Raw genomic sequence first — 23,033 nt, 5'->3', positions numbered from 1 at the left:
TTTTTCGCTCGAGCGCGGCGAAGCGTAGTGCTCGTCGCGGCATCCGGCGCTAAAATGCGCGAGCCCTGCAAAAAGACATTTCGACGAGAACCCGTTGGCCCGATCACCGGGAGTGGACAGTGAAGATTGCGTATCTGGAAGACGATGAAAGCCAGATTGAACGTGTTAGCGAGATTTTGTCTGACAAAGGCCATGAATGCCGGATATTCGTCGATGGAAGCCAGCTGATTCGCCAACTGAAGCGCGAAACCTTCGACATGCTGCTGCTCGATTGGCAGGTGCCGGGAGTAACGGGACATCAGGTTTTGCAATGGGCACGCTCAAACCTGACAGAGCGCGTGCCGGTGATATTCATGACGAGCCGCTCGGAGGAACGCGACATCGTGTCGGCACTGGGTGCCGGCGCCGACGATTACATCATCAAGCCCATCCGCGAGGGCGAATTCATCGCGCGCATCGACGCGCTTGCGCGCCGCGCGCGCCCTCATACCGCATCGACGCCCGCACCCATCGAAGTCGGTCGTTATCGGATCGATGCGGCAACCCGGACGTGTTTTCTCGCAGGCGTGCCGATCGAACTGACGAGCCGTGAGTTCGACCTCGCACTGCTCATGTTTCAGTACATCGGACGCATCCTGTCGCGGGAACATATCGGCGGCGTAGTCTGGGGGCAGCCCCCCGATGCCATCTCGCGCACGCTGGACACTCACATGTCCAGAGTTCGTTCGAAACTTCAGCTCCGCCCCGAAAATGGGTTCCGACTCACCCCCGTTTATGGGCATGGCTATCGGCTCGACATCGTGGCACCGCTGACAGGCGACAAGCCCGCCGTGTAGGGCCGTCTTCAACCCCCGCGGCAATCCCGTATCAACTTTTGCGGCGTCGCGCCGTTATTGGAGATAGTCGCGCCCGTTTGGCACCGGGCCGACGGTTTTCCGGGGGATTGTCGATCAAATGGTGGATGCCACAACCGGTCCGCATATCGAAACGCCGCAGGCACGACCGCGTCGCCGCGCAAATGCCAGGGGCGGTTTGCGCACCCGCAGCCTGCGGCTGCAAAGTTACCTGCTTATTGCAGCGCTCTGGCTTGCGCTCGGCATCTTGACCGCATGGGACGAGCATGTCGAAATGAGCAACGCTCGCGCAGGCGCGACCGCGCTTTCCGACGCGCTTGCCGCTCACACCGTGCGCGTCATGCGGGAAGCCGAACAGGTCGCCGCGCTCGTTTCGTGGCAAGTTCAAAATGACGGCGTTTCGATCCCCCTTGCCTATTACGTGGATTCGGGCTTGCTGAAGCTCGACGTATTCGTGCAAGTGGCCGTCATCGATTCGCAGGGCTTCCTGCGTGCGTCGACGATTCCCGGCTTCAAGCCAATCGATCTTTCCGATCGAGAGCATTTCAAGGTCCATCTGCACAACGCGAGCACCGAACTGGTGATCGGCAAGCCCATCGTCGGGCGTGCAAGCGGCAAACCTTCATTGCAGTTGTCGCAGCGAATCAACAGCCACGACGGGCATTTTCTCGGTGTCGTCGTCGTATCGGTGGATCCCTCGTACTTCACGGAGCTCTACAACGGTCTGCGCATCGGCAAGGACGGCATCGTGACGGTCGTGGGAACGCGCGACTACGTGATCCGCGCGCTCCGGACGGGCCAGTCCAAGTCGATCGGCGCAACCTTGCCGCCCGGCAATCTGCTACGGCGCGCGCTCGAACAACACCGTTCCGGCGACTTGCGCATGCCGTCGTACATGGACGACCAGGACCGCATCGTCAGCTATCGGAAGCTTGCCGACTACCCGCTTGCCGTGGCAGTCGGCTACTCCACCCAGGAATTTCTCGCGCCATGGCGTTTGCGCAGCATGTTCCTGCTGATCGCGGCAGTGTTGTTGTCGCTCTTGATCGTTCTCGCCGATCGTCGCACTCGCGGTCTCGTGCGCAGTCTCGCCGCCGCACATCAGCGCGAGATAGCCAAAGCCGAACAGCTCGACCAGGCCCGCTCGGACGCGGAAGCCGCCTCGCGCGCGAAAAGCGCGTTCCTTGCAACGATGAGTCATGAGATTCGCACGCCGATGAACGGTGTCATCGGCATGACCGAAGTGCTCGCGCGCTCGCCGCTGACAGCCGATCAAAAGGAAATGGTATTCACGATCCGCGATTGCGCGTCCGCGCTTTTGCAGATCATCGACGACATTCTCGACTTTTCGAAGATCGAAGCCGGCAAGCTCCAGATCGAGTCGGTGCCCGTTGCGATCGAGGATGTCGTCGATGGGCTGGCTGCCTCGCTTGCCACAGTGGCCGATGCGCGCGGCGTTGCGCTGCGCACCTATGTGTCGCCCGCGCTGCCCGCGCTCGTGCTCTCCGACGATACCCGCCTGCGGGAAATCCTCTACAACCTGGTTGGCAACGCAATCAAATTCTCCGGCGGCCGGGAAGGTATCGCTGGGCATGTATCGCTGCGGGTGGAGCCCGAGGCTCCGGATGGCGCGACGGTTCGCTTTGCGATCTCGGACAACGGCATCGGCATGTCGCAGGACATGCAAGCCCAACTGTTCCGCCCCTTCAGTCAGGCCGAGACTTCGACGACGCGCCGCTTTGGCGGAACAGGACTTGGACTCGCGATCTGTCGCCGGCTCGCCGCACTGATGGGCGGCGACATCACGGTGACGAGCGAACTCGGCGCGGGATCGACGTTCATCGTCAGACTGCCGCTCGAACGCGTTCCCGATGCACCGGCGCGCGTACAGCAGGATCTGTCCGGACTCGCCTGCATCGTTGCGCCCTCAACCGAATTCAATGCCGACGATATTGCCGCCTACCTGCGCAGCGCCGGGGCCAACGTGCAACTCGCCGAGGATGTCGAGGACGCTCAGCACCGCCTCGCCATCGCCGGCGGCGCCGCACTCCTCGTCTGCGGCGAAGCGATGCGGCCGAGCGCAGCCATCTCGGCGAAGGGCCGCGTCCTGATCTCCTCCGGACGCAGCCTCGTGCTGCAGTCGGAACCCGACGGCACCGTGGTGGCGGGCGCGCAGGCGTTGCGCCGACGCGCACTCGTGGATGCGCTGGCGCTGGCAGCCGGGCGCGGCGCACCGCACTGCAGCGCCAGCGGCGACGCCGCGGTTGCCGAAGGTCAGCACGCGAGGGCGGCGCCGAACGCGCCCAAGATACTCGTCGCGGAAGACGACCAGATCAATCGCAAGGTCATCGGGCGACAGCTCGAATTGCTCGGCTACACGGCCGATATGGCAACCGATGGAGAAGAAGCGCTGCAAATGTGGCTTGCGGCACCGTATGGCCTCATTCTCACCGACTTGCACATGCCGAATCGCGACGGCTATGAACTGGCGCAGACCATCCGCGCCCAGGAGGCAAGCGTTGCACGCAAGCGCGTGCCGATCGTGGCACTGACGGCCAATGCGATTCATGGGGAGGCGAGCCGCGCAAAAGCGCTCGGCATAGACGACTATCTGACGAAGCCGCTCAAGCTCGTACTCCTGCAGCAGGCTATCGAACAATGGCTTGCACCCTCGCAACACACTGCGCCGCCCGATAACCTCACCGCCGAGCCAGCCGGCGCGCCGCAAGAGACCGCCGTCGTCGAATCGGCGCAAGCCTGCGATTTCTCGTCCGTCGTCGATTTGAGCATCCTGCGTGGAATCGTCGGCGACGACAACGAAACGGTGCAGGCGTTGCTCTCGGAGTACGTCGAATGCTCCGCCGGGCTCGCGCAGCAACTGCTCGAGCATCTGAGCGCGCGACGCGCCCCTGAGGCTGCTGCCGTCGCTCATAAGCTGAAATCTTCATCGCGTTCGATCGGCGCGCTCGCCCTCGGCGAGCTCTGCGCGCGCATCGAAAGCGATGCAAGGGAAGCGGTGGATATGTCTTTTACCGAACTGAGCACTCGATTCGGCGCGGCCTACAGTAAGGTCGTCGAAGCCGCACGCGCGCTCTCGCAAGCCTTGCCGTCGTAGCCACGAGGGTTGGCTGGCAGGCATTGGGGCCGCACCCGCGCTCGACGCGCCGAGGGGTGAGCCCGTTGAGAGACGATCCGCGTATTCTCGTTGCAGCCGATACCGTGCACCACGCCGTGCCCGTCGCCCGGAGGCTGGCCGACACATTCGCCGCAGTGCGCGTCTCGACGAACCCCGCCGACATCGCTTCGGACTTCGAAGCCTATGGCCCGAACGTGCTCGTGCTGGCCTTCGATACGCTCGATGGCGCGAAGCGTTGCTGCGATCGGCTTTACGGCGAAAGCACGCTCGTTCACGAGACCGCTCACAAAACGATCGTGCTGTGCGGCCCCGACGATGTTCGGCGGGTCTACGACGCGTGCAAGGAAGGCACATTCGACGACTACGTCGTCTTCTGGCCCGCGACCCATGACGGCCCGCGCCTCGCGCTGGCCATCGACCATGCGCTGCACCTGCTGTCGAACGGCCAATCGGACGCGCCGGCCGCAGGCCGGCTGGCTGCGTATGCGCGTCACCTGGCAAGCCTCGAGCCCGCGTTGGAACGCTACGCCCGCTCGTTCGCCGCGCAAGTCGACGTGACGCACACGGTGGCCGCGGCAACGCCTTGCCTCGAGGGCAACGGCGACGCGTTGCGCAGCCACTTCGATCGGCTGGGGGAATCGGTGGACGCGCTTTGCCGCGCGGCCCAGGCGTTGGCGAGTGCGCTCGGGCCGCAATTGCGCGCGGCGCACGCGATGAACGCCATCACGGGCCACCTGCGCCCGCATGTGCTCGCCGTCGACGACGATGGCCTGCAGCGCTGCACGCTCGAACGGTTGCTCGCCGGTACGCGCGTCGATCTGACTTGCGCCGCGAGCGGCGCACAGGCCTTTCGCGCGATCCGGGCTCGCCGCCCGGATCTCGTGCTCATGGACGTGGACTTGCCCGACCTGAGCGGAATGGAGCTGACCCGCCGCCTCAAATCCGTCGAGCCTCTGGCGCAGATTCCGATCATCATGGTGACCGGCGAAAGCCGGCGCACCGTGGTCCTGGAAAGCGTTCGAGCAGGCGCAGCCGATTTCATGGTGAAGCCGTTTTGCCGCTCGACGCTGATCGACAAACTCGAGGCATTCCTGCCCGGCGCCATCGTCTGAGCGGCCCCGGCGAGAGCGGGCTTTAGCGCGCGACGCGGAATTGCTCGGGGTCCTTCCCTTTCAGCCAGCGGGGCCGCGGTCCCCGGCCGCCCCAGGTCTCGCCGGTTTCCGGATCGCGAAATTGCGGCACGCGATTGGTTGGTTTGGCCTTACGGCGCGTACCGAAAACGTCTTCGGGCGTAAAGCCGAATGCGGCAATCGTTTCGCGAATCTGTTGCAGCGCATGCTGTGCTTCGGCGCGGCGCGCATCTTCGATTTGCGCATCCAATTCCTGCTTTTTCGCAAGTAGTTCTTTGTAGGTCGACACGGACTCTTTCCTCCAATATCAGAAGCCAAACGGAACGCATTCTAGCGGTGCTTGCGGCAATTGTGGAATGGCGCGGTGAAATATTCATCCATTCGGCCAGGTTCGAATATGCGTTATTGCGCTCGACACGCGCACTAGCAATGCTCGCGCCCGCTCATTCGCACATTGCCGCGGCGATTATTGCGAATCGTTCGTCGATATAGGAAAAAAAAGCAAAAGAAAAGACAAACCCCCTCTTCGCGACCGCAAAGGCGCGCAAAAAAGGGGGCTCGGCAGATCGGGGATACGGCGCTCGCGCAGCCTTACGCCGATGCCGCGGCAGCGGCGACTTCCGACGCCACCTCGTCAACCGCTTCACGCGCGAGGCGCACGATCTCGTCGACGTCGGCACGCGTCGTAATGAGCGGCGGTGCGAAGCCGAGAATGTCGCCGTGCGGCATGGCGCGGGCGATGAGTCCGCGCCGCAGCGCCGCGGCCGATACTCGCGGGCCGACTTTGAGCCCCGCATCGAACGCACGCCGCTCGTCCTTGTCGGCCATGAACTCGAGCGCGGCCAACATGCCCGCACCACGCACCTCGCCGACGAGAGGATGAGCGTCGAACGCCGCATGCAGCCGTTCGAGCAGGTAGGCTCCGCTCGATGCCGCATTTTCGGCAATGCGCTCGCGCTCGAGAATATCTAGATTGGCGAGCGCCGCCGCCGCGCAAATCGGGTGACCCGAGTAGGTCCACCCGTGCCCCATCGCGCCGAACTCGCTAGAGGCTTTGTCGATGACGTCCCAGACACGTTCGCCGACGATCACGCCGGAAAGCGGTGCATAGGCACTCGTCAGTCCTTTCGCGACCGTGATCAGATCGGGCTGAATGCCGTAATGCTGGGAGCCCATTTTCGAGCCGAGTCGCCCGAAACCGCATACCACCTCGTCGGCAATCAGCAAAATGTCATGCTTTTTCAAGACTTGCTGGATGGCGGGCCAATAGCCGGCCGGCGGCGGCACGATGCCGCCCGTACCCATTACGGGTTCGCCGATGAATGCGGCGATGGTATCGGCACCTTCGCGGGCGATGAGTTTTTCGAGTTCGTCCACACAGTAGGCGACGAATTGAGCTTCGTTCATGCCGGCCGGCGCCTTGCGGTACCAATGCGGGCAAACGGTATGCTTGACGCGGTCGATCGGCAGATCGAAGCATTGATGAAAGCTCGCCAGACCGGTCAGGCTACCTGTCACGATGCCGGAACCGTGGTACCCGCGATCGCGAGAAATGATCTTCTTCTTGTTGGGGCGTCCGAGCACATTGTTGTAGTACCAGACGAGCTTGATCTGTGTTTCGTTCGCGTCCGAGCCGGACATGCCGTAATAGACCTTCTTCATGCCCTGGGGCGCCCAGTCGATGATGCGTGCGGACAGTTCGATCACCGTGTCGGTCGAGTGGCCGACGTACGTATGGTAATAAGCAAGCTTTTTAGCCTGTTCGTAAATCGCCTCGGCCACCTCCGTGCGCCCGTAGCCGATGTTGACGCAATACAGGCCCGCGAAGGCGTCGATATACGAGCGCCCCTCGTGGTCCTCGATACGTATTCCCTTTGCCCCGGTGACGATGCGCCCCGGCAGCACGCCGGCGGCGTGATCGTGGGCATGCGTCGACGGGTGCATGAAGTGGGCGCGGTCCGCCGCAAAGAGACGTTCGAATTCAGTCATGGGATTCTCCAAAAAAGTTCGGGCTGCATCAGGTTTTCAGAATGCGGCGGCTTCGCTCGCCGGGAGGCCGAGCTGGCCCAGGCAGAAATATTTGGTCTCGACGAACGGTTCGAAGCCCTCGCTCCCGCCTTCCCGGCCGAGGCCCGAAGCCTTCATGCCGCCGAACGGAATCGGCGCCCCCGTGAATCGCGCGCCGTTGACCGACACCATGGCGAAGTCGAGCCGGCGAATGAGCTGAAAAATGGTGTTCACATTCGTCGAACAGACATAGGCGGCGAGGCCATAGTCGGTGTCGTTCGCCCGTCGTATCGCTTCGTCGAGCGAATCGAACGAAGAGACGGCCGAGATCGGCGCGAAGTTTTCCTCGTCGTAGACACGCATGCCGGGCGCCGCATCGGCGATCACCGTCGGCTCGAAGAACCAGCCGCCCAACGGATGCGGCGCGCCGCCCGTCGTAATGCGCGCGCCGCGGTGGCGTGCGTCGGCCACGCGTGCCAGCGTCGCATCAAATGCCGCCTGATGCATGAGCGGACCGATATCGACATCGGCTTCGAATGACGGACCGACTTTCAATGCGCGAACCGCCTGCGTATAACGTTCGACGAATGCGTCGTAGAGCTCGCGCGCGACGAGGATCCGGTTCGCCGCGCAGCAATCCTGGCCCGAGGTCTGAAACTTCGCCGCAACGGCGACCGTGACGGCTTGCTCGAGATTCGCATCTGCCGCGACGACGAATGGAGCATTGCCGCCCAGCTCGAGCGCGATCTTTTTGATGCCGGCCCGCGCGGCGGCGCGGGTCACGAGCGCACCGACGCGTGTCGATCCCGTGAAGCTCACGGCTCGCACGCGCGCGTCGCGAACGAGCGTCTCCATTGCCATTTGAGGATCGCCGAGCACCACGTTGAATACGCCCGGAGCAAATCCGGCCTCTTCCGCGAGCTGCGCAAGCGCCAGGGCCGAGAACGGTGTCTCGTGGGCCGGCTTGATCACGACGGTGCACCCGGCGCCAAGGGCAGCGGCGGCCTTGCGCGTGATCATGGCGACCGGAAAGTTCCAGGGCGTGATGAGCGCAGCCACGCCAACCGGCTCGATGACCGTGCCGGGGTGCGCATCGTCGATGTGTGCGGCGATATTGCGTCCGGCCAGGCGTTTGGCCTCGTGAGCGAACCAGTCGATGAAACTCGCCGCGTAGGCGATTTCGCCACGCGCCTCTTTGAGCGGCTTGCCCTGCTCGAGAGAAACGATCGCTGCCAGATCGTCGCGATGCCGCGCAACGAGCTCATGCCAACGCGAAAGCGCCGCCGCGCGTTCGTTGACTGGCGTCCAGCGCCAACGCTCGAATGCGCGTTGCGCCGCCGCGATCGCGCTTTCGATCTGCGAGTGCGTCAGCATCGGCACATGACCGAGCAGGCTTTGATCCGCCGGATTCAGCACGGCGACCGTTTTGGCATCGTCACTATGCACCCAACGTCCGTCGATGTAGCAAAGCGACTTCATTAGTACGGGATGACCCAGCAACATGGAAGACTCCTTCGTCGATCGATCCATGTCTCTCACTGTATCGGCCGACGCTCCGCGACATTTTTGGTTTTGTGCCGCTGCACAAGCACTTTTTTTCGTTTGAACGGCCGGTTGCACGAATTTTTCCGAGCGCAGCAAAACCGGATCAATTGCCGGGGGACTCGGCGCCCGCCGCCACGACCCACCGCGGCGCGTCGCTTGGCGAAGCCTTGACGACCTTGGTCACGATGTAGGTGAAATAGCGCTCGATTCCGAGCTCGTCAGTGAGCAGCGAATCGATGAAACGCTGGTAATGATCGATATCGCGCGAAGCGACATGCATGACATAGTCGACCCCGCCTCCGGTCGCATAGCACTGCTCGACCTCGGACGCCGCCGCGATGCGCTCCTCGAAGCGCCGCATATCGTGAGCCGTGTGGCGCGCGAGCGTGACTTCGACGACGATGCGGCTTCCCTTGAACGCTCCCACCCAATCGATCTCGGCACGATAGCCGCGGATGAGTCCGATGTCCTCCAATCGGCGCACGCGCTCCCACACCGGCGAGATCGAGAGATTCACTTCCTCCGCGAGACGCGACTTGGTGATCCGGCCGTCGCGCGCCAGCACGCGCAGGATGGCGAGATCGTAGCGGTCGAGCTTGTATCCGTTCCCGTTCATCGCGTGCTCTTCGTCGTGAATTCGACCGGCCGCTCAGTGCGTCGCGATGCCGCGTTCGACGACCTCGGCCACCACCGCGACGGTATCGCCCACCCGGACCAGACCTGGAAAGTGACGCGCCGCGAAGATGCCGCCGCGGCGCGCGCGGTACTCGCGGGGCCGCGCGCCCGTACGTGTGATGTCGTGCACGCGCGCCAGCACCTCCCCTGCTTCGACGGTATCGCCGAGGTCTTTGCACATCTCGATCAAGCCATCGTGCTCGCTCGTCGTGTAGCAATCCCCATCAGGCATATCGAGCAACGTCGTCGTGCGCGGTGCCGCGCGAGTGCCGGCATCGGCATCGCAGATGCCGGCGTGAGCCAGAAATCCACGCACGCCGCGCTCGGCAATGCGAACGCTCGACGCGCTTGCGCTTCCACCGCCGCCGAGTTCGGTCGTCACGAAGACTTTGCCCGCCTCTTCCGCCGCCGTATCGAAGAGTCCCACGCTGTCGAGTTCGAGCATACGCATCGAATAGGGCGCACCGAATGCGCGCATCGCGGCGTCGGCACGGGCCTGCTGTTGCGCATCCGGCAATACGTGAACCGCCGCAAACGGTACGAAGTCGAGTGTCTTGCCGCCCGCGTGAATATCGAGCACGTAATCGGCGAGCGGCAGCAGATGGCGCTGAAAAAAGTCGGCGATTTTCTCGGTCACCGTACCGTCGGGACGCCCCGGAAAGCTGCGATTGAGGTTGCCCTTGTCGATCGGCGAGGTACGGGTGCCCGCGCGAAACGCAGGGTAGTTCATGAACGGCACGACGATCACGCGCCCGGCGATCTCGCTCGCCTTGAGTGTCGAAGCCAGCTTCGACAGTGCAATCGGTCCTTCATACTCGTCGCCATGATTGCCGCCGGTAATGAGCGCCGTCGGCCCCGCGCCGCGCTTGATCACCGTGATCGGGATCATGACCGCCCCCCACGCGGAGGCATCGTGCGAGTGGGGCAGCTTCAAAAAACCGTGCTGTTCGCCTTCGGCTTCGAAGTCGATCGTCGGTTGAATCGGGGAAGCGCGCATCGTCCCTCACTCCTTCACGAAGAGCCGTCGCGGCGTGTTGCAAAACGTCTCGACCCCGTTCGCCGTGATGAGAATGCTCTCCGTGATCTCCAGCCCCCAATCGTCGAGCCACAGCCCCGGCATGAAGTGGAACGTCATACCGGGCTCCAGTACAGTCTTGTCGCCAGGGCGCAAGCTCATCGTGCGCTCGCCCCAATCGGGCGGGTAGCTTGCACCGATCGGATAACCGCAGCGGCTGTTCTTCTCGATGCCGAATTTCCTGAGTACGGCGAAGAATGCGTTGGCGATGTCCTCGCAGGTATTGCCCGGTTTCGCGGCCTGCAGGCCCGCTTCGATGCCTTCGACGACAGCACGCTCGCCCTCCACGAAATGCTTCGGCGGCTTGCCGAGATAGACGGTGCGCGATTGCGGGCAGTGGTAGCGCCGGTAGCATCCGGCAATCTCGAAGAACGTCCCCGCATCGCGGGCGAACGGGGTGTCGTCCCATGTCAGATGCGGTGCGGCCGCATCGGCGCCCGTCGGCAAAAGCGGCACGATGGCCGGATAGTCGCCGCCGTGTTCTCCCACACCGGTCACGCCCGCTGCAAAAATTTCGGCCACGAGATCGTTTTTGCGCATACCGGGTTCGATACGCTCGACGATGTGCGCGTGCATCTTCTCGACAATGCGCGCCGCGATCCGCATGTATTCGATTTCGCGCGGCGACTTGACGGCCCGTTGCCAATTGACGAGCCCTGTCGCATCGACCCACTTCGCGTTGGGCAGGTTGCGCGCGAGCGACGCGAAGGCCGCCGCGCTGAAGTAGTAGTTGTCGAGCTCGACGCCGATGCGCAACCCACCCCACCCGCGCGCCTCGATCACCTCGCGCGAGAGGTAGTCCATCGGATGGCGCTCGCGCGACTGGACGTAGTGGTCGGGATAGCCGACGATCTGCGCATGGTCCATGAAGACCGTGCGCTTGGCACCGTTCGCGTCCTGTCCGCGCCCGAACCAGATCGGCTCTCCGTCGTGGGCCAGCACGACGCATTGATGCACGTAGAACGACCAGCCGTCGTACCCCGTGAGCCAGGCCATATTGCTCGGGTCCGTGACGATCAGCAAATCGATTCCCGAGTTCGCCATCGCGCGGCGCGCCTTGGCTATACGCGCGTCGTATTCGCTCCGCTCGAACGGCAGACGTACGGCCGCCGCCACAGGTTCGCCCTTCAATTGTTGCCGGATGTCTTCCGCCATATGCTCCTCTCGCATCGATCCCGGTCTGCTCCGCACCGCGACAGACCGCATTCCAACTCTCATACGTTACGAAACGCGGTACCCGCCCCGGCCGCGCGCACGCGCTCGAGCGCGAGTGCCGCGATCGCCGTGTCCTGCGCACCGGTGCCTGTCAGATCGCATATCGTCACGTCGTCGGCGCTCGTGCGTCCCGCGGCACGGCCCGCAACGATTGCCCCGAGCTCGGGGAATACCGCATCCCGTTCGCACACCCCGGATTCGATCGCGTGGCGAAGCTCACCCAACACGCGCGTCTGACTGAGGCGGTCGCAGATATAGCGCGCCTGCGCCAACACAGCGGGCGCGATCTCGTTCTTGTGCTCGGCGTCCGATCCCATCGCCGTGATATGGAGCCCGGGGTGCAAATCGCCCGGACCGACGAGCGGCTCGCGGCTGGGCGTCGTCGTGATGGCAATATCGGCGCAACGCAATGCCGCACCGACGTCCGACATCACCTCGCAAGGCAAGCCGAGCGTCCCGCGCACATCGGCCGCCAACCGCTCGGCCGAGGCCCGCTTGCGCGCCCAGACGGTCACGGCCTCGATATCGCGAATGAGCATCAGTGCCTGGAGTTGCAGGCGTGCCTGCTCTCCCGCGCCGATGACCGCTGCCCGCTTCGCATCCGGTCGCGCGAGCCAGCGCGCCGCAACGGCGCCGGCTGCGGCCGTTCGCACCGCGGTCAGATAGCCGTTGTCGAGCAGCACCGCCTGCGTGAGGCCCGTCTTCGCCGACAGCACGAGCATGAGCCCATTCAGACTCGGTAGCCCGAGCGCCGGATTGTCGAAAAAGCCGGGACTCACCTTGATCGCGAAGCTCTCGAAACGCGGCAGATAGGCTGTCTTCACGTCGACCTCGCCGCGATGCGCGGGCACATCCAATCGAAGAACCGGCGGCATGGCGATCGCTTCCGTCGCCAGAGAGACGAACGCCGCCTCCACTTGATCGATGGCCGCGCGGTCGAGCGGCACGAGTTCGCGAAGCGTTGCTTCGCCGGCAATGAGAATGTCGCTCATGAGAAGACGTGCTCCGGTTCGACGTCTGGCGCTTCGAGCAGCAAGCGTCGATGCAGATCCATATCGATGTTCGCGCCGCTTGCGATGAGAACGATCGGACCGCGGCGCGCCCGCGTCGAAGCCGACACCGCACCGCCGAGCACGGCGGCTATGCCGACCGCGGCGGCGCCCTCCAGGATCAGCCGCTCGTGCCGATACGCATGGACGATGGCACGTGCGATCGCTTCCTCATCGACCAAAAGCGCATCGTCGATCAACGATCGCGTCATCGAAAAGGTGTATCGATTCGCAAGACCGATGCCGCCGCCCAGCGAATCGGCCAATGTCGCGATTTCGTCGACGCATACGGGTTTGCCGGCTGCAAGGCTGGCGTGCATGGCCGCGCCGCTGCGCATCGTGACGCCCGTGAGCTTGACGTCGGGACAGCACTGCCGGGCCGCGAATGCAACACCGGAAAAAAGGCCGCCGCCTGACAGCGGCACCACGATCTGCGCGGCGGCGGGCAGCGCTTCGATGATTTCGAGCCCGATCGTCGCCTGCCCGGCGATGACATCGAGGTCGTCGAAGGGCGGCACATACGCGAGCCCTTCTTGCACCGCGAGCCGCGCCGCTTCCCGTTCGGCGTCGTCCTGGCTGTTGCCGGCCAGACATACCTTCGCGCCGAGCGCCCGCACGGCTTGCACCTTGTTCTGAGGAACCCGCGACGAAAGGCAGACCGTGGCCTCGAGACCCAGCGCGTGCGCGGCATGCGCGACCGCCCGGCCGTGATTGCCCGTCGATGCGGTAACGACGCGCGTCACACCGCGCTCGGCCAATTGCGCGAGCGCGTTCGTCGCGCCGCGGATCTTGAAGCTGCCCGTCGGCTGCACGGTTTCGAGCTTCAGGTAGACGCGGGTACCGGCGAGCTCGGAAAGGCTCGCGGATTCGACGAGCGGCGTAGGGACGACACGGCCCATAAGGCGACGCCGCGCACGGTAGACATCGGCAAGCGAAATGACTGACATAGACGGGTACACCGATAAAAGTCGAGCGCGGCCCCAAGGGCATGCGGCTCATCAGTGTTGCCCAGTCTAATGTCCTGAAAAACGAATTCGATTGTCCTAGTTCATTTCGGATTCGGCGCACGCGTTCGATCGATACCGTCAATCGACCGCGTGGACCTGCGGATATTGTTCGAACACCTCGCGTACGGTCTGCAGCGCCTCGGCGAAGACGTCGTCGCTCACTTCCGCCCCCACGCACAGCCGCACCGCATTCGGCCGGCTTTCGACACCGCGCACGAGAAACGGATCGGGCGATGTCACGGCGATATGGCGCTTGCGCAGTGCCCGCACGAGATGATCGGCCTGCCAGTGCTCCGGCACGCGCAGCCAGACAGAGAGTGCGTGGGGATGGCTGCCCTGCACGTAGCTGCCGAGCATCTGCGCGACGAGCGCCTGCCTGCGCGCGAGGCGCTCGCGCTGTATCTGCACGAGGCGGGTAGCCGTACCGTCGTCGATCCAGCGCGTGGCGATCTCCGCCATCGGCGAAGTCGCCATCCAGCTCGAAACGCGCAGCGTACTCTCGGTGCGCAACGCGAGCCGGCGCGGCGTGCTCAGATAACCGATGCGCAGCCCCGCAAGCACCGATTTCGTCATGCTCGTGCAATAGAACGAGAGCTCGGGAATCAGGCTCGAAATCGGCGGCAGGGGCTTCGTGAGCAGCGGACCGTAAACATCGTCTTCGATGACATAAACACCATAGCGCTCCGCGATCCTCGCGATCGCGCGCCGCCGGGATTCAGGCATGAGCGCCACGGTCGGATTGTTCAGATTGGGCGTACAGACCAATGCCGTCACGCGTTCGCTGTCGCAAAGCTCCTCGAAATGCTCGGGGTGGATGCCGAACTCGTCGATCTCGAGACCTTTGAGGGTAAACCCAAGTACGTTGGCCGATCCGATCACGCCGTGATCGGTCAGGCTCTCGCAGACAACGGTATCGCCGGGCCGCACGAGCGATGCGAGCGCGAGAAAAATGCCGTGCGCAGCGCCATTCGTGACGAGCAGCGTATCGGTCGACGCCGGCATGCGAAGCGCGTCGAGCCAGGCCACACCCGCGCGTCGATGATGCTCGAAACCGGCGATCGGCCGAAACGCGCGAATCCAGGGCTGATCTTCGATTTTTGCGAGTTTGGCGCAGATCTTGCGCCACATCGCATCGTGCTCCGGCGTGTGGATGATGCGTGCGATCGAAAAATCGATGACGGAGCGCTCGGCCGTATCGAGCATGTAGTTGGCCATCTTTTCCGTGACGCGCGGGGCGACGAAGCTGCCCCGCCCGACCTCGCAGCGAATGAGCCCCTGGCGCTCGAGCTCCTTGTACGCGTTGGTGACGGTCTGCACGCTGATTTGCAGTTCGCCGGCCACGTCTCGCTGCGGCGGCAGCCGCGTGCCGGCCGTCAGCACCGAGGCTTCGATGTCCGCCGCGATGGCCTTGACGAGCCGTTTGTACTTCGATTCCACGCCGTGGACCGCCCGTACCGCATCGCGCCAATCTTGGATCACTATCTGCCTCCGCTCGTCCCATTTCGCATGGTGTGACAAAACCCACAGGGAGAATTATTGTCCTAGAGCAATCGAGAACAAAAAAATGGCTTTGTATCCTGCGCTCAGGACAAGGTTTCACGGCTTTGGCATCGATCTCGCCGGCCCGATCGCGGGCCTTGTCTGATCAGGCCGGCGCGCTCGTCGCCGAACGGACTCACCCACTACGCTCGGGAATGTCATGAAAGCCAATCGATTCAGCCAGTTGTCAGGATTGCTCATCGCCGGTTGCCTTGTCGCAGCCGGCTTCGTCATGCTCGTACCGAGCGCGTTCGCGGAAACGACGTTGCAACGCATTCAGCGTACCGGCGAAGTCCGCATCGGCTATGCGAACGAAGCCCCGTTCGCCTACACTGCCCCCGACGGTACCGTCACCGGCGAATCTCCTGAGATTGCCAAGAAGGTCTTTGCCAAGCTTGGCGTCAAGAAAGTCGATGCCGTGCTGACGGAATGGGGCTCGCTGATTCCGGGCCTCAAGGCGGGCCGCTTCGACGTCATCGCCGCGGGTATGTACATCACCCCGGAACGGTGCAAGCAGGTTGCGTTCGCCGATCCGCAATACCAGATCCAGGACACGCTGCTCGTGCAAAAAGGCAACCCGAAGAAGCTGCAAAGCTACAAGGACATCGCGAAACTGCCCGACGCGAAGCTTGCGGTCATGTCCGGTACCGTCGAGGTCGGCTACTCGCAGCAAGAAGGCGTGAAAACGGACCAACTCCTGCAGGTACCCGATACGACCGCTCAACTGCAGGCCGTGCGCGCCCGCCGCGTCGATGCCGCCGTCGGCACCGGTCTCACGATGAAGGCGCTTGCGAAGAAGGACCCGGGGCAGGTCGAAGTCGTCACCAGCTTTACCGACGACCCGAAACACACCGGTTACGGCGCGCTGGCGTTTCGCCAGGAGGATACGGACTTGCGCGACGCCGTCGACAAGGTGCTGCACAGCTGGCTCGGCACCCCCGATCATCTGCAAACGGTTGGACCGTTCGGCTTCGACAAGTCGAATCTGACGACCAAAACCGCGGCCGAGGTCTGCAGCGGTAGCTGAGCGGCGGCGTGCCGCCGATTCCCGCGAGCTAACGCCGCCCGCTCCCGAAACATCCGGACACGAGGAAACGTCCAATGTCGGAATTGCTTCCCTTGCTGTTGCGCGGCACACTCGTCACGGTGCAGATCGCCGCGCTCGGCACACTCCTCGCGATCGTCATGGCCTGCGTCGCGACTGCGGCGAAACTCTCGCCGTTCGCGCCGCTGCGCTGGATCGGCAACGTGTACGTCGAGGTGTTTCGCGGCACCTCGTTGCTCGTGCAACTTTTCTGGTTCTTTTTCGTCCTGCCGTTGCCGCCGATCTCCATCAGCATGACGCCGTTCCAGGTGGCAATCATCGGCCTCGGGCTGCACTATGGTGCTTATGGATCCGAGATCCTGCGCGGCGCGCTGCGCTCCGTGCCCGGCGGACAATACGAAGCGGCTCTTGCCCTCAACCTGCCCGCACTGACCCGGCTGCGGCGCATCATTGCCCCCCAAGCGATGATCAACGCGCTGCCGCCCGCCACCAACCTGATGATCGAGTTGCTCAAAGGCACCTCGCTCGTTTCGCTCATCACGCTCTCGGATCTCTCGTTCAGAGCACGCCAGCTGGACCAGGCGACGTTCGAAACCGCCGAGATCTTCACGCTGACACTCGTGATCTACTTCGTGCTCGCTCAATTGCTCGCCACCGTCATGCGTTATTTCGAGCGCCGCGTCAGCCATGGCTACGGTGTCGCGCGGGGAGGCGCCAAATGAACGGCACGGACCGCCTTTTCGATCTCGGCTATGCCGAGCGCATTCTGCCGGCCTTGCTTCACGCGTCGGTCTATACGATCCTCATCACGCTCGTCGGTTTCGCCATTGCGCTGGCGCTGGGGCTCGTTTTCGCCGTACTGCGACGCAGCACCATCAAGCCTGTTTCCTATACGGTGACGTTCATCGTCGAATTCATCCGCAGCACACCGTTGCTGATTCAGGTTTATGTCATCTTCTACGTGCTGCCCGTCTACGGCATCACGATGTCCGCATTGACGGCCGGTACGATCGGAATTGCGCTGCACTATGCGTGCTACACGTCCGAGGTCTATCGCGCGGGATTGAACTGCGTCGCGCGCGGGCAATGGGAAGCCGCGTGCGCGCTTTCGCTATCGCCTTGGCGCACATACCGCAGCATCGTGCTGCCGCAGGCCATTCGTCCCGTCATCCCGGCGCTCGGCAACTATCTCGTGGCCATGTTCAAGGACACGCCTGTGTTGTCGGCGATTACCGTTGTCGAGTTGATGCAGCAGGCGAAGAATATCGGTTCCGAAACGTTCCGCTATCTCGAGCCCATCACGCTCGCCGGCGTTTTCTTTCTGATCATCAGCGTGAGCTTCGCCGCACTCGTGCGTCGCGTCGAACGCGCGGTAAGGCTGCCATGATGAAGACCTCGTCCGACGCGCCGACCAATCCAACCGCCTCTCCCGCAACGCCCGTCATGGAGCAACCGATGAAGCGAGACGACGAACGCACCCTCGCCCAGCGCGGCGAGGATGCCGCGCAAACACCGCAACGAGCGCAAGCCGCACCCATGGTGCGCTTTCTCGGTGTCACCAAACGCTATGGCGCCCTGACGGTGCTCGACGAACTCGATCTCGATGTCGCACCGAACGAAAAAGTTGCGATCATCGGGCCCAGCGGCTCGGGCAAATCGACTCTGCTGCGTGTGCTCATGACGCTGGATCCGCTGACGAGCGGCATGATCGAAGTCGACGGAGAACCCCTCACACACATGCGCAGCGGCGGCAAGCTCGTGCCGGCCTCGCCGCGCCACCTGCGCGCTGTACGCAGCAAGATCGGCATGGTCTTTCAGAGCTTCAATCTGTTTCCGCACATGACCGCGCTGCAAAACACGATCGAAGCGCCGATCCACTCGCTGGGGCTCGCCCGCAACGAAGCCGTCGAACGTGCGCGCGAGCTGCTATCGCTCGTCGGTCTGGCCGACAAATGCAATCACTATCCGTCGCAACTCTCGGGCGGACAGCAGCAGCGCGTCGCGATCGCGCGCGCACTGGCAATGCGGCCGAAAGTCATGCTGTTCGACGAGGTCACGTCCGCGCTCGATCCCGAGCTTTGCGGCGAGGTACTCAATGTGATTCGCCGGCTCGGCGAGGAGCACAACCTGACGATGCTGATGGTCACGCATCAGATGGGATTCGCGAAGGACTTCGCGGACCGCGTCTGTTTCTTTTCGCAGGGAAAGATCGTCGAACAAGGGCCGCCGAGGGAATTCTTCTCCGCACCGAAGCACGAACGGACGCAGCAGTTTTTGCGCGCGGTGCGCGAAGCGCTTTGAGAGCGCCGCAGCCAATCCATGCCGCGCCCCGCCACCTCCCGGCCCAATAGGCGGCAGGCGCGCAAACGCCCTAAAGCACGTTCATCATCGCCAGCGCGGTTTCCTGCAAATAAGGCAGCACGCGCTGCAGCGCCGCTTCAGTCGTTTCCTTGCCGATCGGCATGTTGGTACTGAGCGCGGCAACCGCAACGCCCTGCCGGTTCTTGAGCGCAACGGCGATACCTCGCACGCCGACCTGCAATTGCTGTTCGACGACGGCAAAGCCTTCCGCGCGCGAGCGCCGGATCGCCTCGCGCAACTGCGCCTTGTCCGTTATCGTGAACGGGGTGAACGGCGCGAGCTCCGTCGTATCGAGCCATTCGTTCATGGCGTCCTGATTCGGCTCATGCGCGAGCAGCACCACGCCAGGCGAAGCAAGCGGCGCCGGCACGCGCGCGCCCAGCACGAAACCCGTGGTCATGACGCGCGACGCGCCGTTACGCGCGATGAACACCAGTTCCCATTCGTCCAGCACGCTCACGTAGACCGATTCCTTCAGCGTCGCGCTCAACTGCTGCAAATACGGCTGCACGAGACGAGGCAGACGGGCCGAATCGAAATACGACCAGCCGACTCGCAGCACGCGCGGTGTCAGGCCGTAGAGCTTGCCGTCGGTATAGACATAGCCGAGATGCTCGAGCGTCAGCAGATAGCGGCGCGCGGCGGTACGGGAGAGGCCGGTACGCACCCCGGCTTCGGTCGCCGTCATGCGCGCGTGTTTGTCGTCGAACGCTTCGAGAATGGCGAGCCCCTTCTCGAGCCCGGCGATCCAGTCGCGCTTGTCGAGGGCCGGCGGCCGCTTCATCGAGCGGCTCGCAGACAGTATGAATACGAGCGGGCCCTCGGCACGACCGCGATCCCGGCTTTGCCCAACACCGCGCTCAGCGCTTGCCCATGAGCCATGCCACGACGAACGAAAGCAGACAGCCGATGACGAGATAGGCGGCAACCGGATGCCACGAACCGCCGGCAAAGGCAACGAGTGCCGCCGCGATGAATGGCGTAAAGCCCCCACCTACGACGCTCGCGACCTGATAGCCCACTCCGGCACCGCTATAGCGATAGGACGCGCCAAAAAACTCGGTGAACATCGGCTGTTGCACGCTCACGACCATATCGTGCGAGATGTTGGCAAGCAACACCGCGAAGACGACGATCGGCAGCGTTGCACGCGATTCGAGCGCGAGGAAAAACGGCACGGCCGCCAACGCGCCGATCAAGGCGCCGGTCAAATAAACGCGCCGCCGTCCGAAACGGTCGGCCAGCCACGCGAAGCACGGGATCGTGACGCAGCTGACCGAGCCCACGATCAAGCCGATATGCAGGAAAAGATCGCGCGACATACCGAGGTTTGCCGTCGAGTAACTGAGCGCGAATGTCGTCACGATGTACATCGTGAACAACTCGGCCAGCCGCAGTGCAATGATGAGCGCGAAGCCGCCGGGATGGTTGCGCAGCGCTTCGAGCACCGGCAGGCGCGCCTTGTGGTGCCCGATCTCGACTTCCTTGACGAACTCCTGCGACTCTTCCATGCTCGAGCGAATCCAAAGCGCCACACCGACAAGCACGACGCTGAACAGAAACGGCAGGCGCCATCCCCAGGATTTGAACGCCGCATTGTCGATCGATTGGCTGATGATCGAAACGATCCCCGTCGAAAGAATCAGGCCGACGCCATAACCCACTTGCACACCGCTGCTATAGAACGCTTTCTTGCCTTCCGGCGCGCTTTCAACGGCCATCAACGCGGCGCCGCCCCACTCCCCGCCCACGGCAAAGCCCTGGATGGCCCGCAGCGCGACGAGCAGCACGGGCGCCCACCAGCCGATGCTGGCAAATGTCGGCAACAGCCCGATCGATGCGGTGGACAGCCCCATCAGCATGACGGTCAACACGAGCATGCGCTTGCGGCCGAGACGGTCTCCGAAATGTCCGAAAACGACACCGCCCAATGGCCGGAACAGAAAACCCACGCCGAACGTCGCGAACGCGGCGATCATGCCCATCGCAGGTCCCACGCTCGGGAAAAACGCCGAATTGAACACGAGGGCCGCGACGATGCCGTAAAGCAAAAAATCGTACCAATCGACGACGGCGCCGACGAAGCTGCCGAGCGCGGCTTTTCGCGCGCGGCTTCGCGACGGATCGATCGCGGCCTTGTCGAGTGCGTGAGCTGCTGGAATCATGACGATGTCTCCGGATTGTTCGAATCGACGCGAACGCGCCTGGCCTGTTCGTGCGAGGCTGCGGTACCGCAAAGCACCGCGCTGTGCGACAGTTGCTCGGAGCATAAGCGGGCGAGCTTGCGCAGACAACGGATTTCCGGCGGGCGGCGTGCGATGATCGCAATGTTCCGTGCGATGATCGCACGCTTTCGGGGTTTGCACCGACCGGCCGACCGATCGAAAAACGCTGTGCGCGCGGGCAGGCTCGCAGATAGATGTACTGAATGGTTAAAATTACACGTCGCGGCAAGCGCTGCATGAGCCCGAGGAGGCTGTCCCAATGATCACCGACTTTCCCGATTCGTCCGCAAAGCCGCTCGTCGGTGACAGCGCGCCATCCAATCCGCTTGGCATCGCCGGACTCGAATTCGTGGAGTTCGCGGCGCCCGCGCCCGACGCGCTTGCGCGGCGTTTCGAGCAGCTAGGCTTTACGGCGCGCGCGCGACATGTCAGCAAGGCCGTCACGCTCTACCGCCAGGGCACGATGAACTTCCTGATCAATGCCGAGCCGGACTCGTTCGCGGCCCGCTACGCCGAGGAGTATGGAGCGGGCATTTGCGCGATCGGGGTGCGCGTGAACGATGCGCAACGCGCGTTCGAGCGCGCAACGGAGCGTGGCGCATGGGCCTTCGAAGGCGAAAGCGTCGGTCAGTCGGAACTCGTGATTCCCGCGATTCAAGGCATCGGCAATTCGCACATCTACTTCGTGGATCGGTGGCACGGCCGCGGCGGCGCGACCGGCGACCAGACCATCTTCGATATCGACTTTCGCCCGCTCCCCGCTGCGACCGGCAGCGCAACAACCGGCAGCGACGCCGGCCTGTCGCAGGTCGATCACTTCACGCAGATGGTCGGTGCGGGGCGAATCTCCGAGTGGCTGGACTTTTATCGGGAGATGCTCGACTTTCGCGAGATTCACGAGTTGCACGCCGACTGGCATGTTTCGTCAGATTCGCGCGTCATGCAGTCGCCTTGCGGTGGCATCACGATCCCGCTTTACGAAGAAGGCACGCAGCGCACGCGGCTCTTGCACGAGTATCTGCCCGATCATCCCGGCGAAGGCGTGCAGCACATCGCCCTTGCGACGAACGACATCCTGAGCTGCGTGGATAAGCTACGTGCGAACGGACTCGAGTTTCTCGAACCGCCGCCGCGCTACTACGCGGAAATCGACGCCCGATTGCCGGGGCATGGCCTCGATATCGAGGCGCTGCGCAGCCGTAACGTTCTGGTCGACGGCGCGATCGAGGAAAATGGCGCGCCACGGCTTTTCCTGCAAACGTTCGTCAGGCGCGGGCCCACCGAAATCTTCTTCGAGGTCGTCGAGCGGCGCGGTCATCATGGTTTCGGCGAAGGCAATCTGCAAGCGCTCGAACATGCCCGCGCGGCGGGCTAAGGCCTGCCGACGCGGCGCGGCCGGTGATCGGGCGCATGCTAGAATGCGCCGTCATAGCCGCACCCGCGCAAAATGAAAAAGGCCCCCGTCAAGGCAACCGTGTCCAACGGTAATGAGCTACCCGCCGAAGCCCGCCGCAAATACGATCCCGAAGAAACGAAGCGCAATATCCTCGAAGTCGCCACGCAGGAGTTCTCCGCGATGGGGCTTTCGGGTGCGCGCGTCGACGCGATTGCGGAGCGAACCAATACGACGAAGCGCATGCTCTATTACTACTTCGAGAGCAAGGAAGGGCTTTACGAAGCCGTGCTCGAGAAAGTCTACGGCGATATTCGCACGCTGGAGCAAGCGCTCAACGTCGAAGAACTGGAGCCCGAGGAAGGCATGCGCCGCCTGGTCGAATTCACGTTCGACTATCACGACAAGCACCGCGATTTCGTTCGGCTCATCGCAATCGAGAACGTCCATAGCGCGAAATACATCACGCAGCTGAAGGCATTCAAAAGCCGCAACGTCAGCATCGTCAATACGATCGAAGATTTGCTCGCGCGCGGGGCCGCCGAAGGACGCTTTCGGCCCGATATCGATCCGATCGATCTGCACCTGCTCATCAGTTCGTTCTGCTTTCACCGCATCTCGAACCGTTATACGTTCGGCGCGGCGTTCGGCCGCGACCCCTCGCATCCGCGGTTGCGGACACGGCATCGGGACATGATCGTCGATGCCGTGCTGCGCTTCGTTCGCGAACCGTGATGCAATCAGCGTAGACGCACCAGCGACTACGGCGGCATTGCG

20 protein-coding genes are annotated in these 23,033 nt (G+C 63.4%); 9 read left to right on the top strand and 11 right to left on the bottom strand.

Translation table 11 applies throughout. The annotated features are described in order from the left end of the window. Nucleotides 1-119: 119 nt before the first annotated feature. From ACR9ZC_RS02265 to ACR9ZC_RS02255, 3 genes are all read left to right on the top strand, one after another. Entirely contained in the window at nucleotides 120-836 is a 717-nt protein-coding gene (locus ACR9ZC_RS02265) for a response regulator transcription factor (RefSeq protein WP_481578945.1), read from the top strand. A gap of 118 nt (nucleotides 837-954) precedes the next feature. After that, entirely contained in the window at nucleotides 955-3,969 is a 3,015-nt protein-coding gene (locus ACR9ZC_RS02260) for an ATP-binding protein (RefSeq protein WP_481578944.1), read from the top strand. Between the two features lie 56 nt (nucleotides 3,970-4,025). Continuing rightward, nucleotides 4,026-5,102 (top strand): response regulator, encoded by a 1,077-nt coding sequence (locus tag ACR9ZC_RS02255; RefSeq protein ID WP_481578943.1) that lies wholly within the window; start codon nucleotides 4,026-4,028, stop codon nucleotides 5,100-5,102. A gap of 22 nt (nucleotides 5,103-5,124) precedes the next feature. Here ACR9ZC_RS02255 and ACR9ZC_RS02250 read toward each other — a convergent pair whose 3' ends face one another. The 9 genes from ACR9ZC_RS02250 to ehuR all read right to left on the bottom strand — a co-directional run bounded on the left by ACR9ZC_RS02250 (nucleotide 5,125) and on the right by ehuR (nucleotide 15,172). After that, nucleotides 5,125-5,409 (bottom strand): H-NS histone family protein, encoded by a 285-nt coding sequence (locus ACR9ZC_RS02250; protein ID WP_440561178.1) that lies wholly within the window; start codon nucleotides 5,407-5,409, stop codon nucleotides 5,125-5,127. Nucleotides 5,410-5,711: 302 nt separating this feature from the next. Then, nucleotides 5,712-7,109: an aminotransferase gene (locus tag ACR9ZC_RS02245; RefSeq protein ID WP_481578942.1), complete on the bottom strand. Its 1,398-nt coding sequence runs from the start codon at nucleotides 7,107-7,109 to the stop codon at nucleotides 5,712-5,714. Between the two features lie 36 nt (nucleotides 7,110-7,145). Then, on the bottom strand, nucleotides 7,146-8,630 hold the full coding sequence (locus ACR9ZC_RS02240) for an NAD-dependent succinate-semialdehyde dehydrogenase (RefSeq protein ID WP_481578941.1): 1,485 nt from the start codon (nucleotides 8,628-8,630) through the stop codon (nucleotides 7,146-7,148). Between the two features lie 145 nt (nucleotides 8,631-8,775). Next, complete coding sequence (locus ACR9ZC_RS02235) at nucleotides 8,776-9,288, bottom strand: Lrp/AsnC family transcriptional regulator (protein WP_481578940.1); 513 nt, start codon at nucleotides 9,286-9,288, stop codon at nucleotides 8,776-8,778. Nucleotides 9,289-9,321: 33 nt separating this feature from the next. Further along, nucleotides 9,322-10,344, bottom strand: a complete 1,023-nt coding sequence (doeB, locus tag ACR9ZC_RS02230; protein WP_481578939.1) for a N(2)-acetyl-L-2,4-diaminobutanoate deacetylase DoeB — start codon at nucleotides 10,342-10,344, stop codon at nucleotides 9,322-9,324. Nucleotides 10,345-10,350: 6 nt separating this feature from the next. After that, entirely contained in the window at nucleotides 10,351-11,577 is a 1,227-nt protein-coding gene (gene doeA / locus ACR9ZC_RS02225; protein WP_331574563.1) for an ectoine hydrolase DoeA, read from the bottom strand. 59 nt (nucleotides 11,578-11,636) lie between these two features. After that, entirely contained in the window at nucleotides 11,637-12,629 is a 993-nt protein-coding gene (locus tag ACR9ZC_RS02220) for a cyclodeaminase (protein ID WP_481578938.1), read from the bottom strand. After that, nucleotides 12,626-13,633: a hydroxyectoine utilization dehydratase EutB gene (eutB, locus tag ACR9ZC_RS02215; RefSeq protein WP_481578937.1), complete on the bottom strand. Its 1,008-nt coding sequence runs from the start codon at nucleotides 13,631-13,633 to the stop codon at nucleotides 12,626-12,628. The genes ACR9ZC_RS02220 and eutB overlap by 4 nt, the downstream gene beginning before the upstream one ends. Before the next feature lie 138 nt (nucleotides 13,634-13,771). Beyond that, nucleotides 13,772-15,172: a MocR-like ectoine utilization transcription factor EhuR gene (gene ehuR / locus ACR9ZC_RS02210; RefSeq protein WP_440559075.1), complete on the bottom strand. Its 1,401-nt coding sequence runs from the start codon at nucleotides 15,170-15,172 to the stop codon at nucleotides 13,772-13,774. 220 nt (nucleotides 15,173-15,392) lie between these two features. On the opposite strand from ehuR, the gene ehuB reads away from it, so the two are divergent. From ehuB to ehuA, 4 genes are all read left to right on the top strand, one after another. After that, entirely contained in the window at nucleotides 15,393-16,259 is an 867-nt protein-coding gene (gene ehuB, locus ACR9ZC_RS02205; protein ID WP_481578936.1) for an ectoine/hydroxyectoine ABC transporter substrate-binding protein EhuB, read from the top strand. A 74-nt stretch (nucleotides 16,260-16,333) separates the two neighbouring features. After that, nucleotides 16,334-16,999, top strand: a complete 666-nt coding sequence (ehuC, locus tag ACR9ZC_RS02200; RefSeq protein ID WP_331574573.1) for an ectoine/hydroxyectoine ABC transporter permease subunit EhuC — start codon at nucleotides 16,334-16,336, stop codon at nucleotides 16,997-16,999. Then, nucleotides 16,996-17,664, top strand: a complete 669-nt coding sequence (ehuD, locus tag ACR9ZC_RS02195) for an ectoine/hydroxyectoine ABC transporter permease subunit EhuD (protein ID WP_481578935.1) — start codon at nucleotides 16,996-16,998, stop codon at nucleotides 17,662-17,664. Before ehuC ends, ehuD begins: the two co-directional genes overlap by 4 nt. 68 nt (nucleotides 17,665-17,732) lie before the next feature. After that, a complete protein-coding gene (ehuA, locus tag ACR9ZC_RS02190) occupies nucleotides 17,733-18,578 on the top strand; it encodes an ectoine/hydroxyectoine ABC transporter ATP-binding protein EhuA (RefSeq protein WP_414720361.1) in 846 nt (281 codons plus the stop codon). Nucleotides 18,579-18,648: 70 nt separating this feature from the next. Here ehuA and ACR9ZC_RS02185 read toward each other — a convergent pair whose 3' ends face one another. After that, nucleotides 18,649-19,422, bottom strand: a complete 774-nt coding sequence (locus tag ACR9ZC_RS02185; RefSeq protein ID WP_481578934.1) for an IclR family transcriptional regulator domain-containing protein — start codon at nucleotides 19,420-19,422, stop codon at nucleotides 18,649-18,651. 76 nt (nucleotides 19,423-19,498) lie between these two features. After that, a complete protein-coding gene (shiA, locus tag ACR9ZC_RS02180; RefSeq protein WP_440559080.1) occupies nucleotides 19,499-20,803 on the bottom strand; it encodes a shikimate transporter in 1,305 nt (434 codons plus the stop codon). 319 nt (nucleotides 20,804-21,122) lie between these two features. On the opposite strand from shiA, the gene ACR9ZC_RS02175 reads away from it, so the two are divergent. Next, on the top strand, nucleotides 21,123-22,238 hold the full coding sequence (locus ACR9ZC_RS02175; RefSeq protein WP_331574581.1) for a 4-hydroxyphenylpyruvate dioxygenase family protein: 1,116 nt from the start codon (nucleotides 21,123-21,125) through the stop codon (nucleotides 22,236-22,238). 72 nt (nucleotides 22,239-22,310) lie between these two features. Then, nucleotides 22,311-22,991, top strand: coding sequence for a TetR/AcrR family transcriptional regulator (locus ACR9ZC_RS02170; protein WP_481578933.1), 681 nt, complete (start codon nucleotides 22,311-22,313; stop codon nucleotides 22,989-22,991). Nucleotides 22,992-23,033 lie beyond the last annotated feature (42 nt).

It is taken from the genome of Trinickia sp. HAY1-2D, from assembly GCF_056754935.1.
The sequence above is the reverse complement of the archived record's forward strand: the minus strand, read 5'-3'. Positions and strand labels throughout refer to the sequence as shown.

Bases quoted from the DNA above. Each gene is read 5' to 3' on its own strand.
- ACR9ZC_RS02260 (WP_481578944.1), top strand. From the start codon at position 955: ATGGTGGATGCCACAACCGGTCCGCATATCGAAACGCCGCAGGCACGA.
- ACR9ZC_RS02245 (WP_481578942.1), bottom strand. From the start codon at position 7,109: ATGACTGAATTCGAACGTCTCTTTGCGGCGGACCGCGCCCACTTCATG.
- ACR9ZC_RS02240 (WP_481578941.1), bottom strand. From the start codon at position 8,630: ATGTTGCTGGGTCATCCCGTACTAATGAAGTCGCTTTGCTACATCGAC.
- ACR9ZC_RS02235 (WP_481578940.1), bottom strand. From the start codon at position 9,288: ATGAACGGGAACGGATACAAGCTCGACCGCTACGATCTCGCCATCCTG.
- doeB (WP_481578939.1), bottom strand. From the start codon at position 10,344: ATGCGCGCTTCCCCGATTCAACCGACGATCGACTTCGAAGCCGAAGGC.
- doeA (WP_331574563.1), bottom strand. From the start codon at position 11,577: ATGGCGGAAGACATCCGGCAACAATTGAAGGGCGAACCTGTGGCGGCG.
- ACR9ZC_RS02220 (WP_481578938.1), bottom strand. From the start codon at position 12,629: ATGAGCGACATTCTCATTGCCGGCGAAGCAACGCTTCGCGAACTCGTG.
- eutB (WP_481578937.1), bottom strand. From the start codon at position 13,633: ATGTCAGTCATTTCGCTTGCCGATGTCTACCGTGCGCGGCGTCGCCTT.
- ehuB (WP_481578936.1), top strand. From the start codon at position 15,393: ATGAAAGCCAATCGATTCAGCCAGTTGTCAGGATTGCTCATCGCCGGT.
- ehuC (WP_331574573.1), top strand. From the start codon at position 16,334: ATGTCGGAATTGCTTCCCTTGCTGTTGCGCGGCACACTCGTCACGGTG.
- ehuD (WP_481578935.1), top strand. From the start codon at position 16,996: ATGAACGGCACGGACCGCCTTTTCGATCTCGGCTATGCCGAGCGCATT.
- ehuA (WP_414720361.1), top strand. From the start codon at position 17,733: ATGAAGCGAGACGACGAACGCACCCTCGCCCAGCGCGGCGAGGATGCC.
- ACR9ZC_RS02185 (WP_481578934.1), bottom strand. From the start codon at position 19,422: ATGAAGCGGCCGCCGGCCCTCGACAAGCGCGACTGGATCGCCGGGCTC.
- shiA (WP_440559080.1), bottom strand. From the start codon at position 20,803: ATGATTCCAGCAGCTCACGCACTCGACAAGGCCGCGATCGATCCGTCG.
- ACR9ZC_RS02175 (WP_331574581.1), top strand. From the start codon at position 21,123: ATGATCACCGACTTTCCCGATTCGTCCGCAAAGCCGCTCGTCGGTGAC.
- ACR9ZC_RS02170 (WP_481578933.1), top strand. From the start codon at position 22,311: ATGAAAAAGGCCCCCGTCAAGGCAACCGTGTCCAACGGTAATGAGCTA.